The 22,532-nt window shown below is 60.8% G+C and carries 19 protein-coding genes; 16 read left to right on the top strand and 3 right to left on the bottom strand.

The annotated features are described in order from the left end of the window. Nucleotides 1–8 precede the first annotated feature (8 nt). The 15 genes from QP934_RS02680 to QP934_RS02610 all read left to right on the top strand — a co-directional run bounded on the left by QP934_RS02680 (nt 9) and on the right by QP934_RS02610 (nt 16,014). Nucleotides 9–1,544, top strand: coding sequence for a UDP-N-acetylmuramoyl-L-alanyl-D-glutamate--2,6-diaminopimelate ligase (locus QP934_RS02680; protein ID WP_419126738.1), 1,536 nt, complete (start codon nt 9–11; stop codon nt 1,542–1,544). 2 nt (nt 1,545–1,546) lie between these two features. Beyond that, nucleotides 1,547–3,076 carry a UDP-N-acetylmuramoyl-tripeptide--D-alanyl-D-alanine ligase gene (locus QP934_RS02675; protein ID WP_419126737.1) on the top strand — a complete coding sequence of 510 codons (1,530 nt, stop codon included), beginning with the start codon at nt 1,547–1,549 and terminating at the stop codon, nt 3,074–3,076. Nucleotides 3,077–3,106: 30 nt separating this feature from the next. After that, entirely contained in the window at nt 3,107–4,213 is a 1,107-nt protein-coding gene (gene mraY / locus QP934_RS02670) for a phospho-N-acetylmuramoyl-pentapeptide-transferase (protein WP_239273583.1), read from the top strand. A 42-nt stretch (nt 4,214–4,255) separates the two neighbouring features. Further along, nucleotides 4,256–5,647 carry a UDP-N-acetylmuramoyl-L-alanine--D-glutamate ligase gene (murD, locus tag QP934_RS02665; RefSeq protein WP_419126736.1) on the top strand — a complete coding sequence of 464 codons (1,392 nt, stop codon included), beginning with the start codon at nt 4,256–4,258 and terminating at the stop codon, nt 5,645–5,647. 29 nt (nt 5,648–5,676) lie between these two features. Continuing rightward, a complete protein-coding gene (locus QP934_RS02660) occupies nt 5,677–7,077 on the top strand; it encodes a putative peptidoglycan glycosyltransferase FtsW (protein ID WP_340418709.1) in 1,401 nt (466 codons plus the stop codon). A 23-nt stretch (nt 7,078–7,100) separates the two neighbouring features. Continuing rightward, the gene (gene murG, locus QP934_RS02655) at nt 7,101–8,201 is read left to right on the top strand and encodes an undecaprenyldiphospho-muramoylpentapeptide beta-N-acetylglucosaminyltransferase (RefSeq protein ID WP_419126735.1); all 1,101 of its coding nucleotides are present in this window, start codon (nt 7,101–7,103) and stop codon (nt 8,199–8,201) included. Further along, nucleotides 8,202–9,665 (top strand): UDP-N-acetylmuramate--L-alanine ligase, encoded by a 1,464-nt coding sequence (gene murC / locus QP934_RS02650; protein WP_340418710.1) that lies wholly within the window; start codon nt 8,202–8,204, stop codon nt 9,663–9,665. Further along, nucleotides 9,665–10,336, top strand: a complete 672-nt coding sequence (locus tag QP934_RS02645) for a cell division protein FtsQ/DivIB (RefSeq protein WP_419126734.1) — start codon at nt 9,665–9,667, stop codon at nt 10,334–10,336. Before murC ends, QP934_RS02645 begins: the two co-directional genes overlap by 1 nt. A 313-nt stretch (nt 10,337–10,649) precedes the next feature. Then, nucleotides 10,650–11,969, top strand: a complete 1,320-nt coding sequence (ftsZ, locus tag QP934_RS02640; protein ID WP_419126733.1) for a cell division protein FtsZ — start codon at nt 10,650–10,652, stop codon at nt 11,967–11,969. 24 nt (nt 11,970–11,993) lie between these two features. Continuing rightward, on the top strand, nt 11,994–12,725 hold the full coding sequence (pgeF, locus tag QP934_RS02635) for a peptidoglycan editing factor PgeF (RefSeq protein WP_198491692.1): 732 nt from the start codon (nt 11,994–11,996) through the stop codon (nt 12,723–12,725). Then, nucleotides 12,725–13,423 carry a YggS family pyridoxal phosphate-dependent enzyme gene (locus QP934_RS02630; RefSeq protein ID WP_419126732.1) on the top strand — a complete coding sequence of 233 codons (699 nt, stop codon included), beginning with the start codon at nt 12,725–12,727 and terminating at the stop codon, nt 13,421–13,423. The genes pgeF and QP934_RS02630 overlap by 1 nt, the downstream gene beginning before the upstream one ends. Before the next feature lie 104 nt (nt 13,424–13,527). Then, complete coding sequence (locus tag QP934_RS02625; RefSeq protein ID WP_049377643.1) at nt 13,528–13,980, top strand: cell division protein SepF; 453 nt, start codon at nt 13,528–13,530, stop codon at nt 13,978–13,980. 76 nt (nt 13,981–14,056) lie between these two features. Next, entirely contained in the window at nt 14,057–14,350 is a 294-nt protein-coding gene (locus QP934_RS02620; RefSeq protein ID WP_317026169.1) for a YggT family protein, read from the top strand. A gap of 203 nt (nt 14,351–14,553) precedes the next feature. Further along, entirely contained in the window at nt 14,554–15,693 is a 1,140-nt protein-coding gene (locus QP934_RS02615; RefSeq protein WP_419126731.1) for a DivIVA domain-containing protein, read from the top strand. A gap of 99 nt (nt 15,694–15,792) precedes the next feature. Then, nucleotides 15,793–16,014: a hypothetical protein gene (locus QP934_RS02610; protein WP_049377639.1), complete on the top strand. Its 222-nt coding sequence runs from the start codon at nt 15,793–15,795 to the stop codon at nt 16,012–16,014. 75 nt (nt 16,015–16,089) lie between these two features. Here the strand turns inward: QP934_RS02610 and QP934_RS02605 are convergent, their stop codons facing one another. Further along, on the bottom strand, nt 16,090–17,091 hold the full coding sequence (locus QP934_RS02605) for an HNH endonuclease signature motif containing protein (protein ID WP_419126730.1): 1,002 nt from the start codon (nt 17,089–17,091) through the stop codon (nt 16,090–16,092). 288 nt (nt 17,092–17,379) lie between these two features. On the opposite strand from QP934_RS02605, the gene ileS reads away from it, so the two are divergent. After that, nucleotides 17,380–20,550 carry an isoleucine--tRNA ligase gene (gene ileS / locus QP934_RS02600; RefSeq protein WP_419126729.1) on the top strand — a complete coding sequence of 1,057 codons (3,171 nt, stop codon included), beginning with the start codon at nt 17,380–17,382 and terminating at the stop codon, nt 20,548–20,550. A 71-nt stretch (nt 20,551–20,621) separates the two neighbouring features. Here ileS and QP934_RS02595 read toward each other — a convergent pair whose 3' ends face one another. Continuing rightward, nucleotides 20,622–21,854 (bottom strand): MFS transporter, encoded by a 1,233-nt coding sequence (locus QP934_RS02595; protein WP_049377633.1) that lies wholly within the window; start codon nt 21,852–21,854, stop codon nt 20,622–20,624. Next, on the bottom strand, nt 21,851–22,495 hold the full coding sequence (locus QP934_RS02590) for a GntR family transcriptional regulator (RefSeq protein WP_419126728.1): 645 nt from the start codon (nt 22,493–22,495) through the stop codon (nt 21,851–21,853). Before QP934_RS02590 ends, QP934_RS02595 begins: the two co-directional genes overlap by 4 nt. Between the last annotated feature and the right edge of the window lie 37 nt (nt 22,496–22,532).

Genomic DNA, 22,532 nt, shown 5'->3' with positions numbered 1-22,532 from the left:
AGCTTAGTATGACCGTTTCTTTGGATACTCTCGCCCAGCTTTCTGGTGGGCGCGTCATTGGTGATGCCTCCGTGGAGGTCTCCGCGTGCGGGCTGGATTCTTCCCAGCTGCCTGAGGGCGCGCTTTTCGCCGCCCTGCCGGGCACACGTGCACACGGCGCGCAGTTCGCCCGCGATACTAAGGCTGCAGCTGTGCTTACCGACGCCGCCGGGCTCGACCTGCTTACCGAGGCCCAAGAGACCCGCCCCATTGTGGTGGTGGACGATATTCGTGCCGTGCTCGGACCTATTTCCGCAGAGATTTATGGTCACCCCACCCGCGACCTGACGGTTATCGGCGTTACCGGCACTTCCGGCAAGACCACCACCAGCTACCTGCTGGAGGCCGGCCTGCTCCACACCGGGCATTCCGTGGGCCTAATCGGGACCACCGGTACCCGCATCAACCGCACGCCGGTCCCCACGTCGCTCACCACGCCTGAGGCGCCGACCCTGCAAGAGCTTTTCGCGCGCATGAAGAACGAGGGTGTTACCCATGTGGTGATGGAAGTGTCCTCGCATGCGCTGGAATTGGGACGCGTGCGCGGAACTCGGTTTGCGGTAGGCGGGTTTACGAACCTGAGCCAGGACCACCTCGATTTTCACCCCACCATGGAGGATTACTTCCAAGCTAAGGCAAAGCTTTTCGCTGGGGAACAGGCGGCGGAGCGGGCCGTCCTCTGCATCGATGATGAGTGGGGCGAGCGCATGCGCGGCGTCGCCAAGGGCGCGGGCCACAAAGTGACTACGGTTGCCACCCAGGGCGCTTCGGCCACGATAAGCGCACGCCAAACCGCCGCTGAGGCCACCGGTGCCCAGGAGGTAGCCCTGAATTATAATGGTGCCGATTTCACATTCCGGCTGCCGCTGCCTGGCGAGTTCAATATCGCCAATGCTTGCTTGGCGCTCGGCATGGCCGCCGCGGTAGGAGAGGATCCGGCGGAGTTTCTGTCGGGAGTGGAGAAGGTCGCAGTCCCTGGCCGTATGGAGCGCATCGACCGCGGCCAAGACTTTGTGGCCGTGGTGGACTACGCGCATAAGCCAGCGGCCATCGCTGCGGTGCTCGACACCTTGCGCGGCCAACTGGAGGGAACCAAGGGCCGCGTCGGCATTGTCGTCGGCGCCGGCGGAGACCGTGATAGCTCTAAGCGCCCCATCATGGGCGCAGCCGCAGCCAGCCGCGCTGACCTTACCGTGGTTACCGATGACAACCCGCGCTCCGAGGACCCCGCCACCATTCGCGCGGCGGTTATGGCGGGTGCGCGTGAGGCCGCCCCGCAGGGTGATATCCGCGAGGTAGGCTCCCGCGCCCGTGCCATCGATGAGGTCGTCGATTGGGCCGAGCCGGGTGATGCCGTCATTGTCGTAGGCAAGGGCCACGAGGTGGGACAGCTCGTGAACGGCACAACCTTGCACTTTGACGACCGCGAGGAAATGGCCCGCGCCATCGAGGAAAAGCTGGCCGCAACCCCGCACCGCGATACCCTTGGGGATGCGAAGGAGTAGACATGATTCCACTTTCTATTGCCGATATTGCCGAAATCACCGGGGGCAGCCTCGATTGCGTGTCCGACCCGGACCAGCGCGTTACCGGGTTCATCGAATTCGATTCCCGCAAGGTAACTAAGGGCGGGCTCTTCCTTGCCCTGCCCGGGGCCCGTGTGGATGGCCACGATTATGCAGAAAAGGCCATCGAGCAGGGCGCAGTGGCGGTGCTGGCGGCGCGGTCAGTCGGGGTTCCGGCGGTCGTCGTCAAACCCCAAGGCCGCGTTACCGGTGATGCCGCCAACGCGGATATCTATACCCACGACGAGGACGGCTCGGCCGCCGCGGTGGTGCAGGCGCTATCCGATATTGCGCGGGAGGTCACCCGCCGCCTGACGGCCGAGCAGGGCCTAGACATTGTCGGCGTGACTGGCTCGGCCGGTAAGACCTCCACCAAGGACTTACTGGCCACGATTTTCCGCGCTGAGGGTGACACCGTCGCTCCTCCCGGCTCCTTTAATAACGAGGTCGGCTTGCCGTATACCGCTTTGCGCTGCGATGAGCACACTCGCTTCTTGGTTGCCGAAATGTCTGCCCGCGGCATCGGTCATATCCGCCACTTGACCACCATTACTGCCCCTACCGTCGGCGTGGTACTCAATGTTGGTACCGCGCACTTGGGCGAGTTTGGCTCACGCGAGAATATTGCCCAGGCCAAAGGCGAGCTCGTTGAAGCCTTGCCCTCGGCCGCTGAAGGCGGCGTCGCCGTGCTCAATGCCGATGATCCCTTCGTCGCCGGCATGGCGCCGCGCACCTCGGCCAAGGTCGTCTACTACTCGGCCAATAAGCCGCCGGCTTCCGACGCCCAGTACTACGCCAGCGATATCCAGCTCGATGACGTCGCCCGCCCCTCGTTTGTGCTGCATGCGCCGGGAACGGACCCGCTTCCAGTAAAGCTGCAGGTCTTTGGCAAGCACCAGGTCTCTAACGCTTTGGCTGCGGCCGCGGCTGCTATCGAATCGGGCATGGACCCGCAGGTAGTAGCTAACGCGCTTTCCGGGCATCAGAATGCCTCGGAACACCGCATGGACGTGCGTACCCGCCGCGATGGAGTAACCACCATCGATGATTCCTATAACGCCAACCCCGATTCCATGCACGCGGCCATTGCCGCGCTGGCCTATACCTCGGCCGCCCGACCGGATGCCCGCGCCATCGCCGTGCTCGGTGAGATGGGCGAGCTCGGCGGAGAAGCAGTGGCCGCCCACCGCGCATTGGGAGAGGTGCTTTCCAAGTACCACGTTGACCACCTCGTGGCCGTGGGAGACAACGATAATATGAGGGCCATGGTTGAGGCCGCACAGGCGCGGGGTATAAATACTACTATCAGCCCAGATGTTGACGCCGCTGCGGCGGCGGTCGAAGACATCGTCAGGGTAGCGCCTGCCGGCATCGAAGATTGGACGGGGCGCGAGGCCAAAGATGTAGTCCTCATCAAGTCATCGAATGCCCAGCGCCTGTGGCGCGTGGCAGAACAGCTCAATCGCCGTTAGTCCTCAGTACAAGGAGAAAGACCTCTAGCAATGACTCAGATCATTATCGCGGGCATCCTCAGCTTCCTCGTCGCGATCTTTACCACTCCCATGTTGGTCCGCTACTTTTCCGGGGTAGGCAAGGGGCAAGAAATTCGCGAGGACGGGCCGCAGCTGCACTTGCGCAAGCGCGGCACCCCCACTATGGGCGGTCTGGCGATTTTGCTGGCCATCACCGTGGCTTATCTCGTGGTGGGAATTTATGCCCGCGTGACCGGTAACGGTGGCTTTAGCCCCTCCGGTCTCTTGGTCTACTTCCTCACGATGGGCCTTGGCGGTCTGGGTTTTGCCGATGACTTCATCAAGCTGTTCAAAAAGCGCAACCTCGGCCTGAACAAGACCGCCAAGCTGGTAGGTCAGCTGGCGGTGGCGCTCATCTTCGGCATCCTGGCGCTGCAGTTCCCAGATGCACACGGATTGACCCCAGCGTCTACCAATCTTTCCTTCGTTCGCGATTTTGAAACCTTCGACATCGCCGTGGGCGGCGCCATCATCGGCACCATTGTTTTCCTGGTCTTTCTCTACCTACTTATTGCTGCGTGGTCGAACGCCGTGAACCTCACCGACGGACTCGACGGCTTGGCCGCAGGCACCACCGCGATGGTGATGGGCGCCTATGCACTGATTTCCTTCTGGCAGTTCCGTAACTCTTGCGCCGTGTCGCCAGCGGCAGGGTGCTATGAGGTTCGCGATCCGCTCGACTTGGCCGTACTGGCTGCCGCTGGCCTGGGCGGTTGCTTGGGCTTTTTGTGGTGGAATGCCGCACCGGCAAAGATCTTCATGGGCGATACCGGTTCGCTTGCCCTCGGCGGCCTCGTCGCCGGCCTATCGGTGACCACTCGCACCGAACTGCTCATGATCATCATCGGCGCCATCTTCGTAATTGAGACGGTCTCCGTGGTTATCCAGATCATCGTCTTCCGCAGCACCGGAAAGCGTTTCTTCCGCATGGCGCCCATCCACCACCACTTTGAAAATGGTGGCTGGGCTGAGACCGCCGTGGTCACTCGCTTCTGGCTGCTAAGCGCCATGGCCGCTATTGCCGGCGTATGCATCTTCTACGGCGACTGGCTGTCTGCGGTTGGCTTTGCTTCCTAAGACTCACGCCTTTTTAGCTTTATCGAGGAGAGAGGAATAGAGATGACCGAGTTGCCATCCTCGTTGCGCGGGCGAGTACTCGTGGCCGGGGCGGGAGTATCGGGGCGCGGTTGCGTCGCAATGCTGGCAAGCCTCGGGGTGGATACCACCGTGGCAGATTCCAACGAGACCGCGTTGGCGGAATTGGCGGAGGAATACGGGGTAGCAACCGTCTCCGTCGATTCTGCCGCCCAAGGCGATTTTGACCTTGTGGTTACTTCGCCGGGCTGGCGTCCCGATTCGCCCTTGTTGGTCGCCCTCCAGGACGCTGGGGTAGAGGTCATCGGTGACGTGGAGCTCGCGTATCGCCTGGATCGTGCGGGCGTCTTCGGCGCGCCGCGTACCTGGCTGGTAGTTACCGGAACCAACGGCAAAACCACGACTACCGGTATGTTGGCCCAGATTATGCAGGCAGATGCAGAGCGCACCGGCAAGCGCGCACTGGCGGTGGGCAATATCGGCGTTTCGCTTTTCGACGCCCTCACGGCCACCCCCCGCGTCGACGTTCTCTGCGCCGAGCTATCTTCTTTCCAGTTGCATTGGTCCAGCCATTTGCGCCCAGATGTGGGCGTGCTACTGAATTTGGCTGATGACCACCTGGATTGGCACGGATCGTTTGATGCCTATGCCCGCGCGAAGGCCAAGGTGCTCTCCGGTGAAGTCGCTGTGGTGGGCAAGGATGACGCCGAGGCGGTCCACTACGCCGCGGATACCGCAGACCTCTTCGGTTTTACTGCCGCTGAACCTACACAGGGAGAGGTGGGCGTAAGTGCCGGCCGTCTTGTCTCGCGGCTTAGCGAGAAGCGCGAGGATCTCGCGTCCGCAGAGGGCATCGAGCCCGCCGGCCTGGCAGGAGTCCTAGACGCTGCGGCCGCAGCCAGCGTCGCGCGTCTGGCAGGCGCCACCCCAGGGTCCATTGCGCAGGGGCTGGCCGCATATACCGTCGCCGGGCACCGCGGCGCTGTGGTCCATGAGCATTCCGGCATCACGTTCATCGATAATTCCAAGGCCACCAACCCGCATGCGGCGGATGCGGCGCTCAAGGGGCTCAATTCCGTGGTCTGGATTGCCGGCGGGCAGTTGAAAGGTGCGGAGGTGGACAGGCTCGTCGCCAAGCACGCCGCCCACATCAAAGCTGCGGTAGTCCTGGGCGTGGATAGGGAAGCGGTTGCCCAGGCCCTCGCCGCCCACGCGCCGCATGCCCCGGTGGACGTCATCGAAACGCAGGAGCCTTTCGCAGCCATGAATGCTGCGGTGGAGGCTGCACTGCAACACGCCGACGCCGGGGATACCGTTCTTTTGGCGCCGGCTGCGGCATCGTTGGACATGTATACCGGCATGGCTCAACGTGGTGATGTATTCGCCGCGGCCGCGCGGGAGCTTACCCGCAACTAGAGCTATAGATTTAAGGATCAGGAGAACACATGACGGCCACCTCCCAGCAGCGCCCGCGCTCCAAGAGTTTTGGCGACCGCGTTCGCGAGCTGCGCGAGCGAGCCCGCCAGGAAGCAGGCCTTGATTACCAGCTGCTGCGCTTTATCATCTTTTTCCTCGTGGGCATCGGCGTGCTCATGGTCTTTTCTTCCTCCATGGCTACTTCCCTGACCGAGGACGGCGGAGTATGGAACCAGGCATTGCGCCAGTGCGTGATGGTGTTCTTGGGTCTCGTTGCCTTTTGGTTTGGTCTCAAGGTGTCGCCGCATACCCTGCGCAAATGCGTGCCGTGGATTGTGGGTTTGTCCATCATTTTGCTCATCGCGGTGCTGATCCCTGGCGTCGGTACCGGCCGCGAGGAGGTAGGTTCCCAGTCCTGGATTTACTTGGGGCCGTTCTCCCTGCAGCCCTCGGAGCTTGCCCGCGTCGCCGTAGGCATGTTTGGTGCGACCGTATTGGCGGATAAGGAGCACAAATCCATGAAGGTGACGGATCCCTTCATGATGTACTCCCTCATTGCCGGCGTTATGTTCTTGCTCATCGTCCTTCAGGGCGACTTGGGTATGGCTTTGTCCTTTGCCCTCGTGGTTGTCTTCACCCTGATTTTCGCGGGTGTCGACTGGCGCGTTCCGGCGACCATCGGCGTCGCAGCCGTGTGTGGTTTGCTGTTTATCTTCCTTTCTGGCGGCTTCCGGTCCAACCGCTTCCACACCTATTTCGACGCCCTCGTAGGCAATATCTCCGATACTCAAGGTACGGGTTTCCAGTCCTATCAGGGCTTTCTCTCGCTTGCCGACGGCGGCTTCTGGGGCGTTGGCATTGGCCAATCCCGTGCCAAGTGGTTCTACCTGCCCGAGGCGAAAAATGACTTTATTTTCGCCATCGTGGGTGAGGAACTCGGCTGGTGGGGCGGTGCGCTCGTCATCGTGCTATTCGCCGCACTGGGCTATGTGGGCTTGCGCACCGCGATGCGCGCACAGAACCAGTTCCAGTCCCTGCTGGCCGCAACGTTGACCATTGGTGTGGTCACGCAGGCCTTCGTGAATATTGGCTACGTCATTGGCCTGCTGCCGGTAACCGGTATTCAGCTGCCCATGATTTCGGCCGGCGGTACCGCGGCGATCATCACGATCGGCTCGATGGGCATCTTGTGCAACGTGGCGCGTCATGAGCCGATGCAGATTTCCGCCATGCAGAATTTCGGTCGCCCGCTGTTCGACCGTCTCCTTTTCATCGGCGAGCCACAGCCGGTGCCGCAGCCGAAAAAGAAGCAGCAGGGCCGTCACGCTCGGCCGCAGGAGCCGCGGTCCCGCGTGCGCGAGGAGCGCTTTGGTCGCCCCGTGACCGGAAGCGGTCGCCGCTATCCGCGCGCCGAGCGCCGGTATCGATAGGTGGCGCTGGTAGCCTTTAGGCTATGAATTCCACGCCTATTTCCGTCGTCATCGCAGGTGGCGGCACCGCCGGACACATTGAACCCGCCCTCGCCGTAGGCGAAGCTTTGCGTGAGCGCCACGGCGCACGCATCACCGCCCTCGGTACCGAAAAGGGCCTCGAGCGCGATATCATTCCCGCCCGCGGCGTGGACCTTAGCCTGATTACCCCCGTGCCAATCCCGCGCAAGGTCAACGCGCAGCTCTTCAAGCTACCGTTTAACCTCTCTCGCGCGGTGGCGGAGGCCAAGCAGGTGCTCAAGGACGTCGAGGCGGATGTCGTCTTTGGTACCGGCGGCTACGTGGCCGGCCCGGCTTATATCGCAGCGCGTTCGCTCGGCATTCCGTTCTATGTTCTTGAAACCAATGCTTTGGCTGGAATGGCCAATAAGCTCGGCGTGAAGATGGGCGGCATTGGGCTCAACGCCCACCCGGATTCTGGCATGCCGGGCGAGGTCGTCGGCATTCCCGTTCGCCCGAGCCTAGCGGAGGACCCGAATGGCAACCTGGCCGCAGACGCGCGCACCAAGTGGAACTTGGCCGAGCTTCCCACCGTCCTCATCACCGGTGGGTCCCAAGGCGCGGTCAGCATCAACCGCGCCGTCGCTGGAGCGGTGGAGGACCTCGCACAGGACTTCCAGCTCCTGCACGCCTATGGCAAGAAGAATGACCCGCCAGCAGAACACCCGAACTACGCCGCACTGCCGTATATCGAGGACATGGGCTCCGCCCTTGCGGTAGCCGACCTCGTCGTGTGCCGCTCCGGCGCGATGACCGTTGCCGAAGTATCCGCCGCAGGCCTGCCGGCCATCTACGTTCCGCTGCCGCACGGCAATGGCGAACAGGCGCTCAATTCCCGAGAAGTGGTCGAGGCAGGCGCCGCCATCCAAATTCCGGACACGGAGCTGACCCCAGAGCGACTCATCTCTGAGGTGCGCGGCATTCTCGATGACCCGCAACGCCTCGAGTCGATGACGCACGCCGCCGCCCATGCCAGCGCCGGGGACGTGGCAAATACCATCGCAGACCGCATCGCCGCCCGCGTATCCGAGGCCGAAAACGCGGCTGGAAGGAAGGATAAGTAAATGACCGATCCCGCACACTACGATCTGCGCCGCGTCCACCTCATCGGCATTGGTGGTTCCGGAATGTCGGGGCTCGCGCGAATCCTTGCCGCTCGCGGCGGAGTGGTTACTGGTTCCGATGTCAAAGACTCCACCCCGGTTGAGGTGCTGCGCACCATGGGCGCCAAGGTCGCCATCGGCCATGCCGCGGAAAATCTGCGACTGTCAGGTGAGCTGCCCACCGTCGTAGTTACCTCATTTGCCGCCATCCCCCAAGACAACCCGGAGCTAGTAGCCGCAAAGGATAACGATATCCCGGTAATTCGCCGCTCCGATCTGCTTGCCGCCTTGATGGAAGGTCACCAGCAGGTGTTGCTGGCTGGCACCCATGGTAAAACCTCCACCACGTCGATGACCGTGAGCGCGATGCAACACGCGGGTCTTGATCCTTCCTTCGCCATCGGCGGCCAGCTCAACCGCGCGGGTACCAATGCCCACGGTGGCACCGGGGAAGCGTTCGTCGCCGAGGCCGATGAATCCGATGCCTCCCTGCTACGCTATAGCCCTGACGTCGCGGTGCTCACGACCATCGAGCCCGACCACCTCGACTTCTTCCACAGCGAGGAAGCCTATTTCCAAGTCTTCGATGACTTTGCTGACTTGGTCACCCCGGAGACCGGCTACCTCGTTGTGTGCGCTGAAGACGAGCACGCTGCCCGGGCCGGCGAGCGGGCGCTGGAGCGCGGCATCAACGTCGTGGCCTACGGCTTGCAGGAGAAGTCTTTTACCTCCACCGTGCCGTTGGCCGCCGAGCTGGTCCGCGAAGAGACCACCGCGGAAGGCATGGACACCACCGTCAAAGTCAACCTTCCTGGTGTTTCTGAAACCGTGCGCTACGAGCTGCAGATCCCAGGCCACCACATGGTGCTCAATTCCATGGGAGCCTTGATCGCCGGTGTGCTCTCCGGCGGCACTCCAGCCGCCATCGCCGAGGGATTGGCTGATTTTGGCGGTGTGCGGCGGCGCTTTGAGTACCGGGGGAGCGTCGACAAGCAGGGCAAACCCGTGCGCGTTTTTGATGATTATGCCCACCATCCCACCGAGGTTGCGGCAGTGCTGCGGGCAGCACGCGCCAAGGTCGAGGCTGAAGGCCACGGCGGGCGCGTCATCGCGTGTTTCCAGCCGCACCTGTACTCGCGCACCATGGAATTCGACGCGGAATTTGCCCAGGCACTCTCGCTTGCCGACGCCGCCGTGGTACTCGACATCTACGGCGCTCGCGAACAGCCCGTGGAGGGAATTACCTCCCGCATCATTACCGATAAGATGCCCGCTGATATGCAGGTCATCTTCGAGCCGGATTTTTCCGCCGCTGCCCGCGACGTCGTGTCGGTGGTGGAGCCAGGAGATGTGGTGCTGACCATTGGTGCTGGCTCGGTAACCATGGTGGCGGCGGAAATCCTCGATGAATTGCGGGCAAGCTAGTGCGCGTATCCGCAAAGCTCATCGCTGGGGTCATCGCCGCAATTGTCGCCGCGGCCCTGATAGCGGCCGCTGTGATGTGGACGGTTCCCGTCCTGAAGGTACGCAATTTTCAGGTGGAGGGCGTCCACCAGCTCGATCCCACACAGGTGGAGGAAGCCTCTGGGGTTCCCAAGGGCGAAAATTTGTTCCGCGTTAATGCGCGCGAGGCAGCTTCCGGTGTTGCTGGATTGGACTGGGTCGATTCGGCGACAGTCTCTCGCGATTTCCCTTCGACCTTGACCATCAACGTGTCCGAGCACAAGGCTGTGGCGTTTGTAAAGCGCGATAATAAGCCCTACCTGATCGATGATAAAGGCGAGGAATTTACCTCCGCGGAACCTCCCGCGGGCGCGGTTGAGGTTACGGGCTCTGTCGATAGTGGCTCCCCGCAAACCCAGGATGCCGTGCGAGCGATTGCAGCGCTTTCCGACGACGTCCGCAACCAAGTAGCAAAGCTCGAAGTAGCGGGCGAATACTCGCTGACTTTCACCACTAAAGATGGCCGGCGCATCTTCTGGGGGGCCAGCGATTCCAACGATGAGGACAAGGCGCATGCCTTTGCCACAGTGTTGAAGATGGAAGGCCGCGAGTGGAATATTTCCAACCCTGAGTTGGTCACCACCCGCGGATAGGGCGACGGGTGCCCCCGCGGGTGCTTTCTATCGCTCTTGTGGGCCCGTGCAGCACCGCTTAGGCGTGTGCGCTGCATGGGCTCTTTTTAGTGCCTGAATCATGGGGCGGATGATGCGGGTGTGACTTGTAAAACCGCAGGTGAGAAACCCTAAAGTGGAACTTGAGGGTCTCGACACGCGGAAAATGTGCGTGAAAATTACACCGCTGTCGTTAAAGATGGAAAGGAACGCGATTCGCCTTCGGTGGACCGCATTACATTCCTCGTTTAATGCACGTGCAGACTTACAGTAGCGAAAGGTGAGACCTACTCACATGATCTCTTCCAATAACAATCTCGCGGATATCAAGGTCGTCGGCGTCGGCGGCGGCGGCGTCAACGCCGTCAACCGCATGATCGAAGAAGGCCTCAAGGGTGTTCAGTTCGTCGCCATCAACACCGACTCTCAGGCCCTTATCTTCTCCGATGCAGACACCAAGCTCGACATTGGCCGTGAGGCCACCCGCGGCCTCGGTGCCGGCGCTAACCCTGAGGTAGGCAAGACCTCCGCAGAAGACCACAAGTCCGAAATTGAAGACGCCCTCGAGGGCTCCGATATGGTCTTCGTGACTGCCGGCGAGGGTGGCGGCACCGGCACCGGTGCTGCTCCGGTCGTGGCGTCTATCGCGAAGAAAATGGGTGCGCTGACCGTCGGTGTTGTCACCCGCCCGTTCAAGTTCGAGGGTGCTCGCCGTACCCGCCAGGCCATGGCCGGTATTGAGGAGCTGCGCGAGGTCTGCGATACCCTCATCGTCATCCCGAACGACCGCCTGATGCAGCTCGGTGGGGAAGAACTCTCCATCGTTGAGGCTTTCCGCGCTGCCGATGAGGTGCTGCACAATGGCGTGCAGGGTATTACCAACCTGATCACCATCCCGGGCATGATCAACGTCGACTTTGCGGACGTCCGCTCCGTCATGTCCGATGCCGGTTCTGCGCTTATGGGTATCGGTTTCGCCCGCGGCGATAACCGCGCAATGACTGCCGCTGAGCAGGCCATTAACTCCCCGCTGCTGGAATCCACGATGGAAGGCGCCAAGGGTGTGCTGCTTTCCATTGCTGGTGGCTCCGACCTTGGCCTGCACGAGGTTAATGCCGCCGCCTCCATGGTGGAAGAGCGCGCCGATGAGGACGTCAACCTCATTTTCGGCACCATCATTGATGACACCATGGGCGATGAGATTCGCATTACCATCATTGCTACTGGTTTTGACGCCGAGGCCAACATGGCTCAGGCTGCTGCCGATCAGCAGCCGCAACAGGAGCAGCGCAAGCCGGCTTCTCTTTTTGACAATCGTCAGCGCGAGAACGCAGAGTCCGTCACCCCGGCACCGGCGCAGCCTGCTGCCGCTCAGCCGGTACAGGATGACTATTCCCCGCGCCACTCCTACGAGCCGCGCGCCGGCCAGGAGCGAGAGCGCTACACCCCGCAGCGCCCTGCCGAGGAGCGTCGCCCAGAGTCTAGCGGTCTGTTCACCAACTCTGATCGTTTCTCCCGCGAGGAACGCCGCGATGACTACCGTTTGTCCCGCCCGTCCCAGCGTCGTGACGATGACGGCGACGACGATCTGGACGTGCCTTCCTTCATGCGCTAAGCGCAAAACGCTACGCTGGTGTGCATGCCAGTAAACGAGGAACATCGCACCACACGCCCCGTCCGCATGGTTTTTACTAGCCGTGCTGGCGGGGCGTCTGCTATTCCATACGACTCCTTTAACTTGGGGCATCACGTCGGCGATGACCCCGCCGCGGTTGCCGCTAACCGCGAGCGCTTGAAGCGCGTGACCGGTCTGGACGACATCGTGTGGATGGAACAGCTACACACCAATACCGTCACCGTCGTCGATGGTCCACGGGACGAGCCCGTGCCAGCCACAGACGCAATTGTCACCACCCAGCGACGCCTCGGGCTGGGCGTCCTCGTCGCTGATTGCACGCCGGTGCTGCTTGTCGACGTCGCCGCTGGTGTCATCGCCGCCGCCCACGCCGGCCGCCTTGGCGCCCGCAACGGCATTGTGGTCAATACCGTGCGCGAAATGCAGAAGCTTGGCGCTCAGCCCGAGCGCATTCAGGTGGTTATGGGGCCGGCTGCTTCGGGAAAGAACTATGAAGTGCCCGAGGAAATGGCCACTGACGTCGAGCGTCGCTTGCCCGGCTCCAAGACACGGACGTCGAAGGGCACGTGGGGCATTGATGTGCGCGCAGGGCTGATTCGCCAGCTTATGGGGCTAGGTATCACCGCCATTGAATCTGACCCCCGTTGCACCATTGAAGACGAAGAATTCTTTTCCTATCGACGCGAAGGCACCACCGGCCGCCAGGCCGGACTAATTTGGTTGGAGGCTAAGTAATGTCAGACCGAAAGGTACAGCTAGAACAAAACCTATCGGCCACTTGTGCCGAGATTGAACGGCTAGCAGCGCAGTCAGGGCGAAAACCGCCCCAGCTGTTGCCGGTGACGAAGTTTCACCCTGCTGCGGATATTGCCCTGCTGGCGGATCTTGGGGTTACCGACGTCGCCGAAAACCGAGAGCAAGAAGCTCGGGCAAAGGCCGCTGAGTTGCCCCAGTTGCATTTTCACATGATTGGCCAGATCCAGACCAAGAAAGCCAACCATGTAGCTCGATGGGCGACCAGCGTGCATTCGCTTGATTCCCTCAAGCTCGCCCACGCACTGGAGCGGGGAGTTTCCTTAGCCAAGGAACGAGGCGAGCGCGAAAGCAACTTGCCGGTATTTATCCAAGTCTCCGCCGATGGTGATGGTGCTCGAGGTGGTGTATCTCCGGACGACCTCGATGAGCTCGTCCGTGCCGTAGAAGAAGCGCAGCACCTGGAACTTGCCGGACTCATGGTTGTTCCGCCTCTCGACGCCGACGCAGGTGAGGTATTCCGGAACGTGTGTGGAGAGGTAGAGCGCTTATCGTCCGAGCTCAATCGACCGCTGAAAATGTCTGCTGGCATGAGTGCGGACATGGCCGAGGCAATTGCTGCGGGCAGCGATATCGTGCGTGTCGGAACCAGCATCATGGGACCGCGGCCAGTAGGTTAAAAACATCGCAAAAGCGCATTTCACAGCGTAAATCACATGAGTCACACCAGACACATTTTACGCGTTTAGACTTGTACAAATTTAGGTCAGAGGGAGACCCAAAAATGTCATTCATTGATAAGACGAAGGATTTCTTCGGGCTGGGCCCGGTGGACATCGAAGAGGACGATGCCTACTACAACGAGGAGCCGCGTTACTCCGAAAATAGCTCCTCGGCCTACGCACCTCGCCGCGCCCCGCAGTCCTATGAGCCGGCGCCAGTACACGAGGAATTCGTTCCGACCATCGTGGCTATTTCGCTGACGTCTTTCAATGATGCCGCCAAGGTAGGCGAGCCCTTCCGTGACGGTGATGCTGTGGTCTTCGAGTTGACTGACGCCGAAAAGGCCACCGCCAAGCGTTTCATCGACTTCGCTGCCGGTCTCTGCTTCGGCCTGGAGGGCCGTATGCTCAACCTCACCAAGGGCATGGACACTGAGCGCAAGGTCTTTTCCATCGTGCCTAAGTCTGCAGACATTGCAAAGCACGAACTCGAGCGTGCCGCAGGCCTGCGCTAAAGCGGCATGGTTCATTTAGCCCTCGCGGGGTGCCGATTGGGCACCCGCGGCGGTTTATTCGATAGGCTCGGTCATTGTGACACAACTCGGAATTATTCTTATCCTGCTCGTGCGGATCTACACGTGGGTGCTCATCGCCCGCATCATTATTGAGATGATCCAGTCCTTCTCGCGGCAGTTCAACCCTCCACGCTGGTTCATGGTTATAGCGGAGCCTTTGTTTGTGATTACAGACCCGCCGGTCAAGGCGTTGCGGCGCCTGATCCCGCCCCTGCAAATGGGGGGCGTAGCGCTTGATGTATCGGTGCTTGTACTGTTCGTCTTGCTCTCGATACTCACAATGATCTTGCGGATAATTTTCCTGACTTAGCACCCCCGTCGCCTCGAAACCTGCGGTAAACGTTGAGACTCGGCGGGGCGTCGATTATTGTGGGCGTTTGGTTACGATAAATCGCGATAACCCGTATTATGAACCACATGTACCTTTGTGGGGAAGGTTTAGTTAGACCTGAACCGCACTCCTAAGGCCCTGGAAGCTCCGGGGTTGTACCAACCTGAAGGGGAAGAGAAGACATGCCACTGTCACCAGCTGATGTTCACAACGTCGCGTTCAGCAAGCCGCCGATTGGCAAGCGCGGCTACAACGAAGACGAGGTGGATCAGTTCCTCGACCTCGTAGAGGACGCCCTTGCCCAGCTGCAGGATGAGAACGAAGACCTGCAGGCTCAGGTCAGCGATTTGAGCTCCCAGTCTAAGGCGGGTGCTGGTGCTGCTGGTACCGCAACTGCGGCTTCCACCCGCACCGATGAGGCTGCGCTGCGCAAGGAGATTGAGGCCAAGCTGCGCGCGGAGTACGAAACCAAGCTGGCGGACTCCAAGTCCGAGGTTTCCCGTGCTAAGGAGGAGACCAAGAAGGCACAGGAGCAGGTTAAGGCAGCTCAGGCTGAGGCTTCCAAGGCACAGGCGTCTGGCTCCGCTGCTGCTTCCTCTTCCGCAGACCTGAAGGCAGCCCGCGATGAGGCGGCTCAGGCCAAGAAGGACGCCGAGGCAGCTCGCGCGGAGGCAGCCCAGGCAAAGAAGGACCTCGAGGCTTTCAAGAAGGAAAACGAAGAGCTGAAGAAGTCCGCTTCCGCAGCTGGTTCCTCCAAGGCTGGTGCTGCTCAGACCGCCGATGGCCTGGCTACCCCAGAAACCCACATGCAGGCTGCCCGCGTTCTGGGGCTGGCACAGGAGATGGCAGACCGCCTGACCTCCGAGGCTCGTGCGGAGTCCGAGTCCATGCTGTTCGAGGCACGCACTGCCGCTGAGAAGCAGCTGAGCGATGCAGATTCCCGCTCCAAGGCGCAGCTTGCCGACGCCCAGAAGAAGTACGACGCCCAGCTGCAGGATGCAGATTCCCGCTCCAAGAAGCTGGTATCTGACGCTGAGGCTAAGGCAAAGCAGACCGAGTCTGATGCTTCCTCCCGCGCTGAGGCACAAATCCGCCAGGCAGAGGAGAAGGCCGCTTCGCTGCAGGCCGATGCCGAGCGCAAGCACACCGAGGTTATGAACACCGTCAAGCAGCAGCAGACCGCACTGGAGGCTCGCATCTCCGAGCTGCGCACCTTCGAGCGTGAGTACCGCACTCGCCTGAAGACCCTCCTCGAGTCTCAGCTAGAAGAGTTGGCTACCCGCGGCACCGCCGCACCGAACGGCGAGGCTGGCAATAACTAAGCCACCCCGTTCTTCGTAGCGCCTCCGCCACCGCGGCGGGGGCGCTATTGTTGTTTTAGACCGTCGTGCTTTAGCCCGCTCCTACCGAAAGGAACCACTGTGCTCGTTGCCGCTTTAGTTCTCGCCCTCGTGGCATTCGTGGCCTTGGTCAACTTCGTTATCTCGGGAGCCGACTGGTCGTTGTATATCGTTTTCGCCGCTGCTGGACTCGGACTCGTGTGCTTCATCCTGGACTGGGCGCATAAGCATCGCGCTGACAAAGCCCAAGCAACTGAATCCCCCGAACAAGAGGCTCTGCGCGCAGCCTTCCGCGAGGACTAACGCCGCGAGACCGCAAGCTTTCGGTTGCAGGCATGCCAATAAGGCGCACGAAGCGCCTTATTTCGCAGTCGGGTTCTAGCACTCGGGCGGTTGCCACCGAATCTGTCCGTTGGTACGGGCAAGTCGCCCGCGCAGCGGAGGGGCATTGGGATCGTCATCGTTGGCGCCATTGTGGTACGCGCAAGCTGTGGATAAGTTCGCGATATTGGTCAATCCACCGTGCAACCACGGCTCCAGATGGTGAATTTGGCATTCGTCGGCAGGCTTAGCGCAGCGCGGCCATGGGCATACCGGGTTTTCCGCGCCCGCCATCAACCGTTGCTTTGCATTGGCGAAGCGCTCCGTGCGGTACAGGTTCACCGCGCCTTCATAGGGGCTCAGCAGGGTAATGAGCCCATGCTCCTTTAGTGCGCGGCGCACATATTGCGCACCTGTAAGCGTTGCTCCGTTGGTCATCTGCAAGGTGATTTCTTCACCGTCACCGTTGACGATGCGCACGTAGTCCTCCAGCTGCACGATGACATTGGTTACCACGGTGCTTCGTTGCCCCGTATTGTTGCCGAAGAAGGTTTCTTCCACCACATCCAGCGGCTTTTTATCCTGGTTCTCCACCGCCGCGTGGAGGTCCGCAATAAACGAAGACGAGCCATCGATCGCTAGCGTCCACGGCGCATCCTTGCGTCTGATGATGCGTACACCAGGCTTCACCTTGCGCTTTTTCTTCGGGACCTTGGACTGGGCCAGCTTTTCTAGCGCCCCTGCTGTAGCTTTGGTGGTGCACAGTTGTTCGCGGAGAACCCAGGCGTCGAAAAGCGTGGGCATCTTGCGCGCATACTTTTCAATGATGGATAAAGCAACGATGGAATGCCCATTGTGCTGAGCACCTTCGATAGCACGACGACGCTTCCTAGTGAACTTGGTCGTGCCGCAGTACGCCTCTTTTAGCAATACCAACTCGCGGGCCGTTTTTTCAGCGGCGCCTCGCGCGCAGAGGTCGTCCTCAGACATGCCTGCGCACCCGAGGACGATGTCCATCCCGGGTGCCATGGCTGCGAGGTAAGTATCTAGCGCGTTCACGATTCACAATTTATTTCCCCGCGCAATCCCCCACAAGGGAAAATTTTTAGCCTGTGGATAACTTCTTGTGTACGAAGATTCTGGGGCGCTATACTGTGGCCTACACGCAGTGATCCGGCCATCACCGGGGAGCAATTCAGAAGAACGGCCAGTGTGGCCCAGTAGAACTGAACGGGTGGGACCGTCAACTCCTTCACCGAAACGAAGCGGAGCCTTCGGGCTCAAGCAGGGTGGTACCGCGAGCCTTGATGGCGCGTCCCTGCACCGTGTTAAGAGTGAAGGATAATTATGGCGAAAAAGGTTTACCCCAAGGTCGACATGACTGGCGGCTCCAGCCGCTTCCCAGATATGGAAGAGGAAGTCCAGAAGTACTGGAAGCAGGATGATACCTTCCAGGCTTCGCTAGAAAAGACCAAGGACTGCCCAGAGTACATCTTTTATGATGGCCCTCCATTCGCAAATGGCTTGCCGCACTATGGGCACCTGTTGACCGGTTATGTGAAGGATATCGTCCCGCGCTATCGCACCATGGCTGGCAATTACGTGCCTCGTGTCTTCGGCTGGGATACCCACGGTCTGCCCGCCGAGCTGGAGGCGGAAAAGCAGCTGGGTATCACTGAAAAGGCGCAGATCGAGGACATGGGCTTAGAAAAGTTCAATGAATACTGCGCCAAGTCCGTGCTGGAGTACACCGACGAGTGGGAAGAGTACGTCAACCGCCAGGCCCGCTGGGTGGACTTTGAAAACGGCTACAAGACCATGGATATCGACTACATGGAATCCGTCATGTGGGCATTCAAGGAGCTTTATGACAAGGGCTTGATCTACAAGGGCTTCCGCGTCCTGCCGTACTCTTGGGCGGAGCACACTTCTTTGTCCAATCAGGAGACCCGCCTGGACGATTCCTATAAGATGCGCCAGGATCCGACCCTGACGGTTACCTTCCCAGTGGAGGGCGCGCGCGAGGGAAGCGCTGCAGAAAAGACGTTGGCGGAGCACCCTGCGCTTGCCGACGCCTCCTTCCTCGCCTGGACCACCACCCCTTGGACCTTGCCTTCGAACGAGGCCTTGGCGGTTCATCCAGAGGTTACCTACGTGCTCTTTAAGGCTACGGAGGGTGATTTCGCTGGCCGTACCTTCATCATGGCGGAAAACCTGCTGGCCACCTTGGAGAAGGAACTAGGGGCGGCCGAGGTGCTGGAGACCTTTACCGGCGCGCAACTCGAGGGCTTTACGTATGAGCCGATCTTCGGCTTCTTCCCGGATCTGCGCAACGCCTACCAGGTTTTGATCGCTGATTACGTCACCACGGAGGACGGCACCGGTGTGGTACACCAGGCTCCTGCGTTTGGTGAAGACGATATGAATACCACCAACCAGTACGACATCGAGCTGGTTATCCCAGTGGATGAGGATGGCAAGTTCACCTCGCAGGTTCCGCCGTATGAAGGCCAGCTGGTCTTTGATGCGAATAAGGACATCATTAAGGATCTGAAGGCTGCTGGGCGAGTGGTGCGCCACGTCACCATCGAGCACTCCTATCCACACTCGTGGCGCTCGGGGGAGCCGCTTATCTACATGGCGCTGCCGGCGTGGTTCGTGAAGGTGACGGAGTTCCGCGACCGCATGGTGGAGCTTAACCACAAGGAGATTGAGTGGCTGCCGGAGCATATCCGGGATGGCCAGTTTGGCAAGTGGCTCGAGGGAGCGCGCGACTGGAATATCTCCCGTACCCGCTACTGGGGTGCACCTATCCCAGTGTGGATGTCCGATGATGACAACTATCCGCGCATGGATGTCTACGGCTCCTTGGACGAGCTGGAGCGCGATTTCGGTGTCCGTCCGGAGTCGCTGCACCGTCCACACATCGACGAGTTGGTGCGCCCGAACCCGGATGATCCGACCGGTAAGTCGATGATGCGCCGCGTGCCAGACGTGCTGGATTGCTGGTTTGAGTCCGGCTCGATGCCGTTTGCGCAAAAGCACTACCCATTCGAGAACAAGGAATGGTTTGAAACCCACTCGCCGTCCGACTTCATTGTGGAGTACTCCGGACAGACGCGTGGTTGGTTCTATGTGATGCACGCGCTGTCCACCGCGCTTTTTGACCGCCCGGCGTATAAGAAGGTCGTGGCCCACGGCATCGTGCTGGGCAATGATGGCCTTAAGATGTCTAAGTCCAAGGGCAACTATCCGAACGTCAACGAGGTCTTTGATCGCGATGGTTCGGATGCCATGCGTTGGTTCCTGATGTCTTCGCCTATCCTGCGCGGAGGCAACCTCATCGTGACTGAGCAGGGCATTCGCGAGGGCGTGCGCCAGGCTATCCTGCCTATCTGGAATGCCTATACCTTCCTGCAGCTCTACGCAGAGAAGGAAGCAAAGTTCGACACCAGCTCCGCGCATGTTTTGGACCGCTATATCTTGGCTAAGACCCACGATGTCGTGGCCAATGTCAACACGGCGCTTGCCGATACCGATATCGCCACGGCAACCGAAGAGGTGCGCCTGTTTGCCGACGTCCTTACCAACTGGTACGTCCGTCGCTCGCGCGATCGTTTCTGGGAGGGCGAGGACGCCCATCCTGAGGCGTTTAATACCTTGTACACCGTGCTGGAGACTGTGACTCGCGTGGTGGCACCGCTGCTACCGCACGTGGCGGAGGTTATCTACCGCGGGCTTACCGGTGAGCGTTCGGTGCACTTGGCAGACTACCCGCAGGCCGCGGATTACCCGTCTGATGCAGATCTCGTCTCTGCGATGGATGCGACCCGCGCGGTGGCCTCGGCAGCGTCTTCGGTGCGCAAGTCCAATAAGCTGCGCAACCGCTTGCCGCTGCCGAAGCTGACGGTGGCCCTCGACGGGGCGCAGCGCCTGGCGGACTTTGCCGATATCATTCGCGACGAGGTCAATGTCAAGGAAGTTGAGCTTACTGACGACGTCGATTCGGTAGGCACCTTCCAGGTTGTCTGTAACGCGAAGGTCGCCGGCCCGCGGTTGGGCAAGGACGTGCAGCGCGCCATCAAGAACCTCAAGGCGGGCAACTACGAACGCCGCGGCGATGAGGTTGTAGTGGACGGCGATATCGTGCTTGGCCCGGATGAGTACACCGAGCGCCTGCAGGCAGCGAATCCGAAGTCGACCGCGCGTATCGAAGGTCTTGACGGCCTGGTAGTACTTGATACCGAGGTGACCGAAGAGCTCGAGGCCGAAGGCTGGGCTGCGGACGTTATCCGCGGCCTCCAGGATGCCCGCAAGGCTTCTGGGTTCGAGGTCTCGGATCGCATCGCGGCCGTACTCTCTGTCCCCGAGGAGAAGAAGGCCTGGGCGGAGCGTCACGCCGACCACATCGCCGGTGAAGTGCTCGCCACCGATTTCCAGGTGACCACCGAGGCGCTCGATGGTGCGGATGTGCACGAGGTGGTGAAGGGGGTTAGCGCTACCGTCGTCAAGCAGTAGCGTGTGCGTTGCCACCTAAAAAATGATTGCCCAGCCAGTGCGGCTGGGCAATTTTTTATGAGTGATAGGACTTAACGGACCGGGCCAGGCAGGTGGGCGCGCCAACCGAGGACCACGTTAATGAGGCAGCACACTGCGAGCACGGCGCCAATGAGGAATAGGGTGGTAAAGCCGACCAGCGGCGCGAGTGCGCTGAAGGCCATGGGGATAAAGAAGCCGGTATAGGACACCGAGTAGTAGACGGCGGTGAGGCCGGCGAGTTCTTCGGCGCGGGCGATGCGTTGGACCTCGGACAGACCGGCGACAAGGGCGAGGCCGTAGCCTGCGCCCATGACCGCCGCGCCGGCGATTCCGAGCGGCAGGGAGCGAGTATGGGAGGCAACCGCGCCGAGGATGGTGCCCACAGTGATAACCCCCATGGCAACTGCGGAAGCGCGGGCGGAGCGGCTGGTATCGATGACCTTGCCGAGCATCTGGATGCCGACGCCGCAGCCCAAGGTGATAACGGTCATCAGGCCCGAGAAAGCGATGGGGGCATCGCCGGCGGACTCGGACAAAAGCTGGGGCAGGAGGGCATAGGCGGCGCCAGCGCAGCCGAAGACCCACGGTGCGACCGGCAGGACAATGCGCACGAAGCGGCGGTGTGCTGCGGAGGGAATGTGCAGCATACGCAGCATGTCGCGGATGCTCAAGTCAAGGAAGGTGTCTTTTACCGTAGCGCCCCGCGGCGGGCGGGTTTCCGGGGTCTTCATCAGCCAGATGGCGGTGGCAACCGTGAGGAGGATGTGCAGGATATACGCCAAGTGGGTGGGCCACGGACCCCACTGGGCCAGTACCGATGCGAGGCCGGCGCCGATGAGGAAACCTAAGGTCAGGCACATGGAGGCGTGGCGCGGCCCGGCAGCTGGATCGCCGCCAGCGCGGGTGATGAGCTCTGCCACCCATGTGGAGCCGACAGCCATGACGATGCCCAAAGCCAAGCCGCACATGATGCGGCCCACGGCGATGACGAGCGGCTCGTTCGGCGCGATGGATAAAAGGAAAGAACCCAACAGTGACAGCGGCGCGGCAGGCAGCATCGTGGGGCGGCGGCCAATGTAGTCCGAAAGCGGGCCAGAAATCAGCAACGCCGGCACGATGCCGAGCACATAGGCGGCCAAGAGGCCATTGACGGTGACCTGCGAGAAGTGCGACTCCTCGCGGTACATAACTAGGAGAGGGGTGAATTCATTGCCGCCCCACGCGACAGCAACCATGCTGCCAGCGACGGGAAACCATGAGTGTTTGGCAAACTTTTCGGTCATAGTTGATTCCTCGAGTTGCTTAGGTGGGTGTCCAATGCGGAAAGGTAGGCGTCGAGGTCGCCGGCGCGGAGGGCATCGGCAAGCGTGCGGTGCTGATCCACAAAGGTGCGGGCGCGGGCTACGTTGCGGCCAATGGCCGTAGCGGTAAAACGCTGCTGGCGTTCGCGCAGCTGGTGTCCCAGCCCAGCCAGCAGGGTATTGGCACCGCCATCCATGATGATCTGGTGGAAACGCGCATCAAGATTCGTATAGGCATGCAGGTCTGCGCCATCCAACGCAGCGTTTTGTTCCGTGATGGTCGCGTCTAGCTGATCAGCGATGTCCGCGCGCTCGGTGTCAGGCATGGCGCAGATTTTCTCAGCGCAGTGCCTATCTACGAGCAAGCGTGCTTCATAGACCTCGCGAATTTCCTGCGGGCTGATCGGCACGATGAGCGCACCACGCCTGGGGTAGAGCTGTAGAAAGCCTTCGACCTCTAGGCGCAGGAAAGCCTCGTGCATTGGGGTGCGGCTAATTCCCATTTCGGTAGCCAGGGAGGCCTCGGAAAGCATCTGCGAGGGCTCGAAGGAACCGTCAATGATCTTCTCTTTGACGAAGTCATAGGCGCGCTCCGCAGCGGGCTGCATTCGTTCATTGGACATGCATCCATCTTGCACTGTCTCTTATACACATCTCCGA

It is taken from the genome of Corynebacterium sp. MSK122, assembly GCF_030229435.2.
Lineage (GTDB): Bacteria > Actinomycetota > Actinomycetes > Mycobacteriales > Mycobacteriaceae > Corynebacterium > Corynebacterium marquesiae.
Note: the sequence above shows the minus strand (reverse complement) of the source record. Positions and strands in the feature narration are given on the sequence as shown.

Excerpts from the sequence above, each read along its gene's own strand:
- ftsZ (WP_419126733.1), top strand. The coding sequence starts at position 10,650 with ATGATCTCTTCCAATAACAATCTCGCGGATATCAAGGTCGTCGGCGTC.
- QP934_RS02660 (WP_340418709.1), top strand. The coding sequence starts at position 5,677 with ATGACGGCCACCTCCCAGCAGCGCCCGCGCTCCAAGAGTTTTGGCGAC.
- QP934_RS02630 (WP_419126732.1), top strand. The coding sequence starts at position 12,725 with ATGTCAGACCGAAAGGTACAGCTAGAACAAAACCTATCGGCCACTTGT.
- QP934_RS02595 (WP_049377633.1), bottom strand. The coding sequence starts at position 21,854 with ATGACCGAAAAGTTTGCCAAACACTCATGGTTTCCCGTCGCTGGCAGC.
- murG (WP_419126735.1), top strand. The coding sequence starts at position 7,101 with ATGAATTCCACGCCTATTTCCGTCGTCATCGCAGGTGGCGGCACCGCC.
- murC (WP_340418710.1), top strand. The coding sequence starts at position 8,202 with ATGACCGATCCCGCACACTACGATCTGCGCCGCGTCCACCTCATCGGC.
- QP934_RS02675 (WP_419126737.1), top strand. The coding sequence starts at position 1,547 with ATGATTCCACTTTCTATTGCCGATATTGCCGAAATCACCGGGGGCAGC.
- QP934_RS02615 (WP_419126731.1), top strand. The coding sequence starts at position 14,554 with ATGCCACTGTCACCAGCTGATGTTCACAACGTCGCGTTCAGCAAGCCG.
- mraY (WP_239273583.1), top strand. The coding sequence starts at position 3,107 with ATGACTCAGATCATTATCGCGGGCATCCTCAGCTTCCTCGTCGCGATC.
- QP934_RS02680 (WP_419126738.1), top strand. The coding sequence starts at position 9 with ATGACCGTTTCTTTGGATACTCTCGCCCAGCTTTCTGGTGGGCGCGTC.
- murD (WP_419126736.1), top strand. The coding sequence starts at position 4,256 with ATGACCGAGTTGCCATCCTCGTTGCGCGGGCGAGTACTCGTGGCCGGG.
- ileS (WP_419126729.1), top strand. The coding sequence starts at position 17,380 with ATGGCGAAAAAGGTTTACCCCAAGGTCGACATGACTGGCGGCTCCAGC.
- QP934_RS02625 (WP_049377643.1), top strand. The coding sequence starts at position 13,528 with ATGTCATTCATTGATAAGACGAAGGATTTCTTCGGGCTGGGCCCGGTG.
- pgeF (WP_198491692.1), top strand. The coding sequence starts at position 11,994 with ATGCCAGTAAACGAGGAACATCGCACCACACGCCCCGTCCGCATGGTT.
- QP934_RS02590 (WP_419126728.1), bottom strand. The coding sequence starts at position 22,495 with ATGTCCAATGAACGAATGCAGCCCGCTGCGGAGCGCGCCTATGACTTC.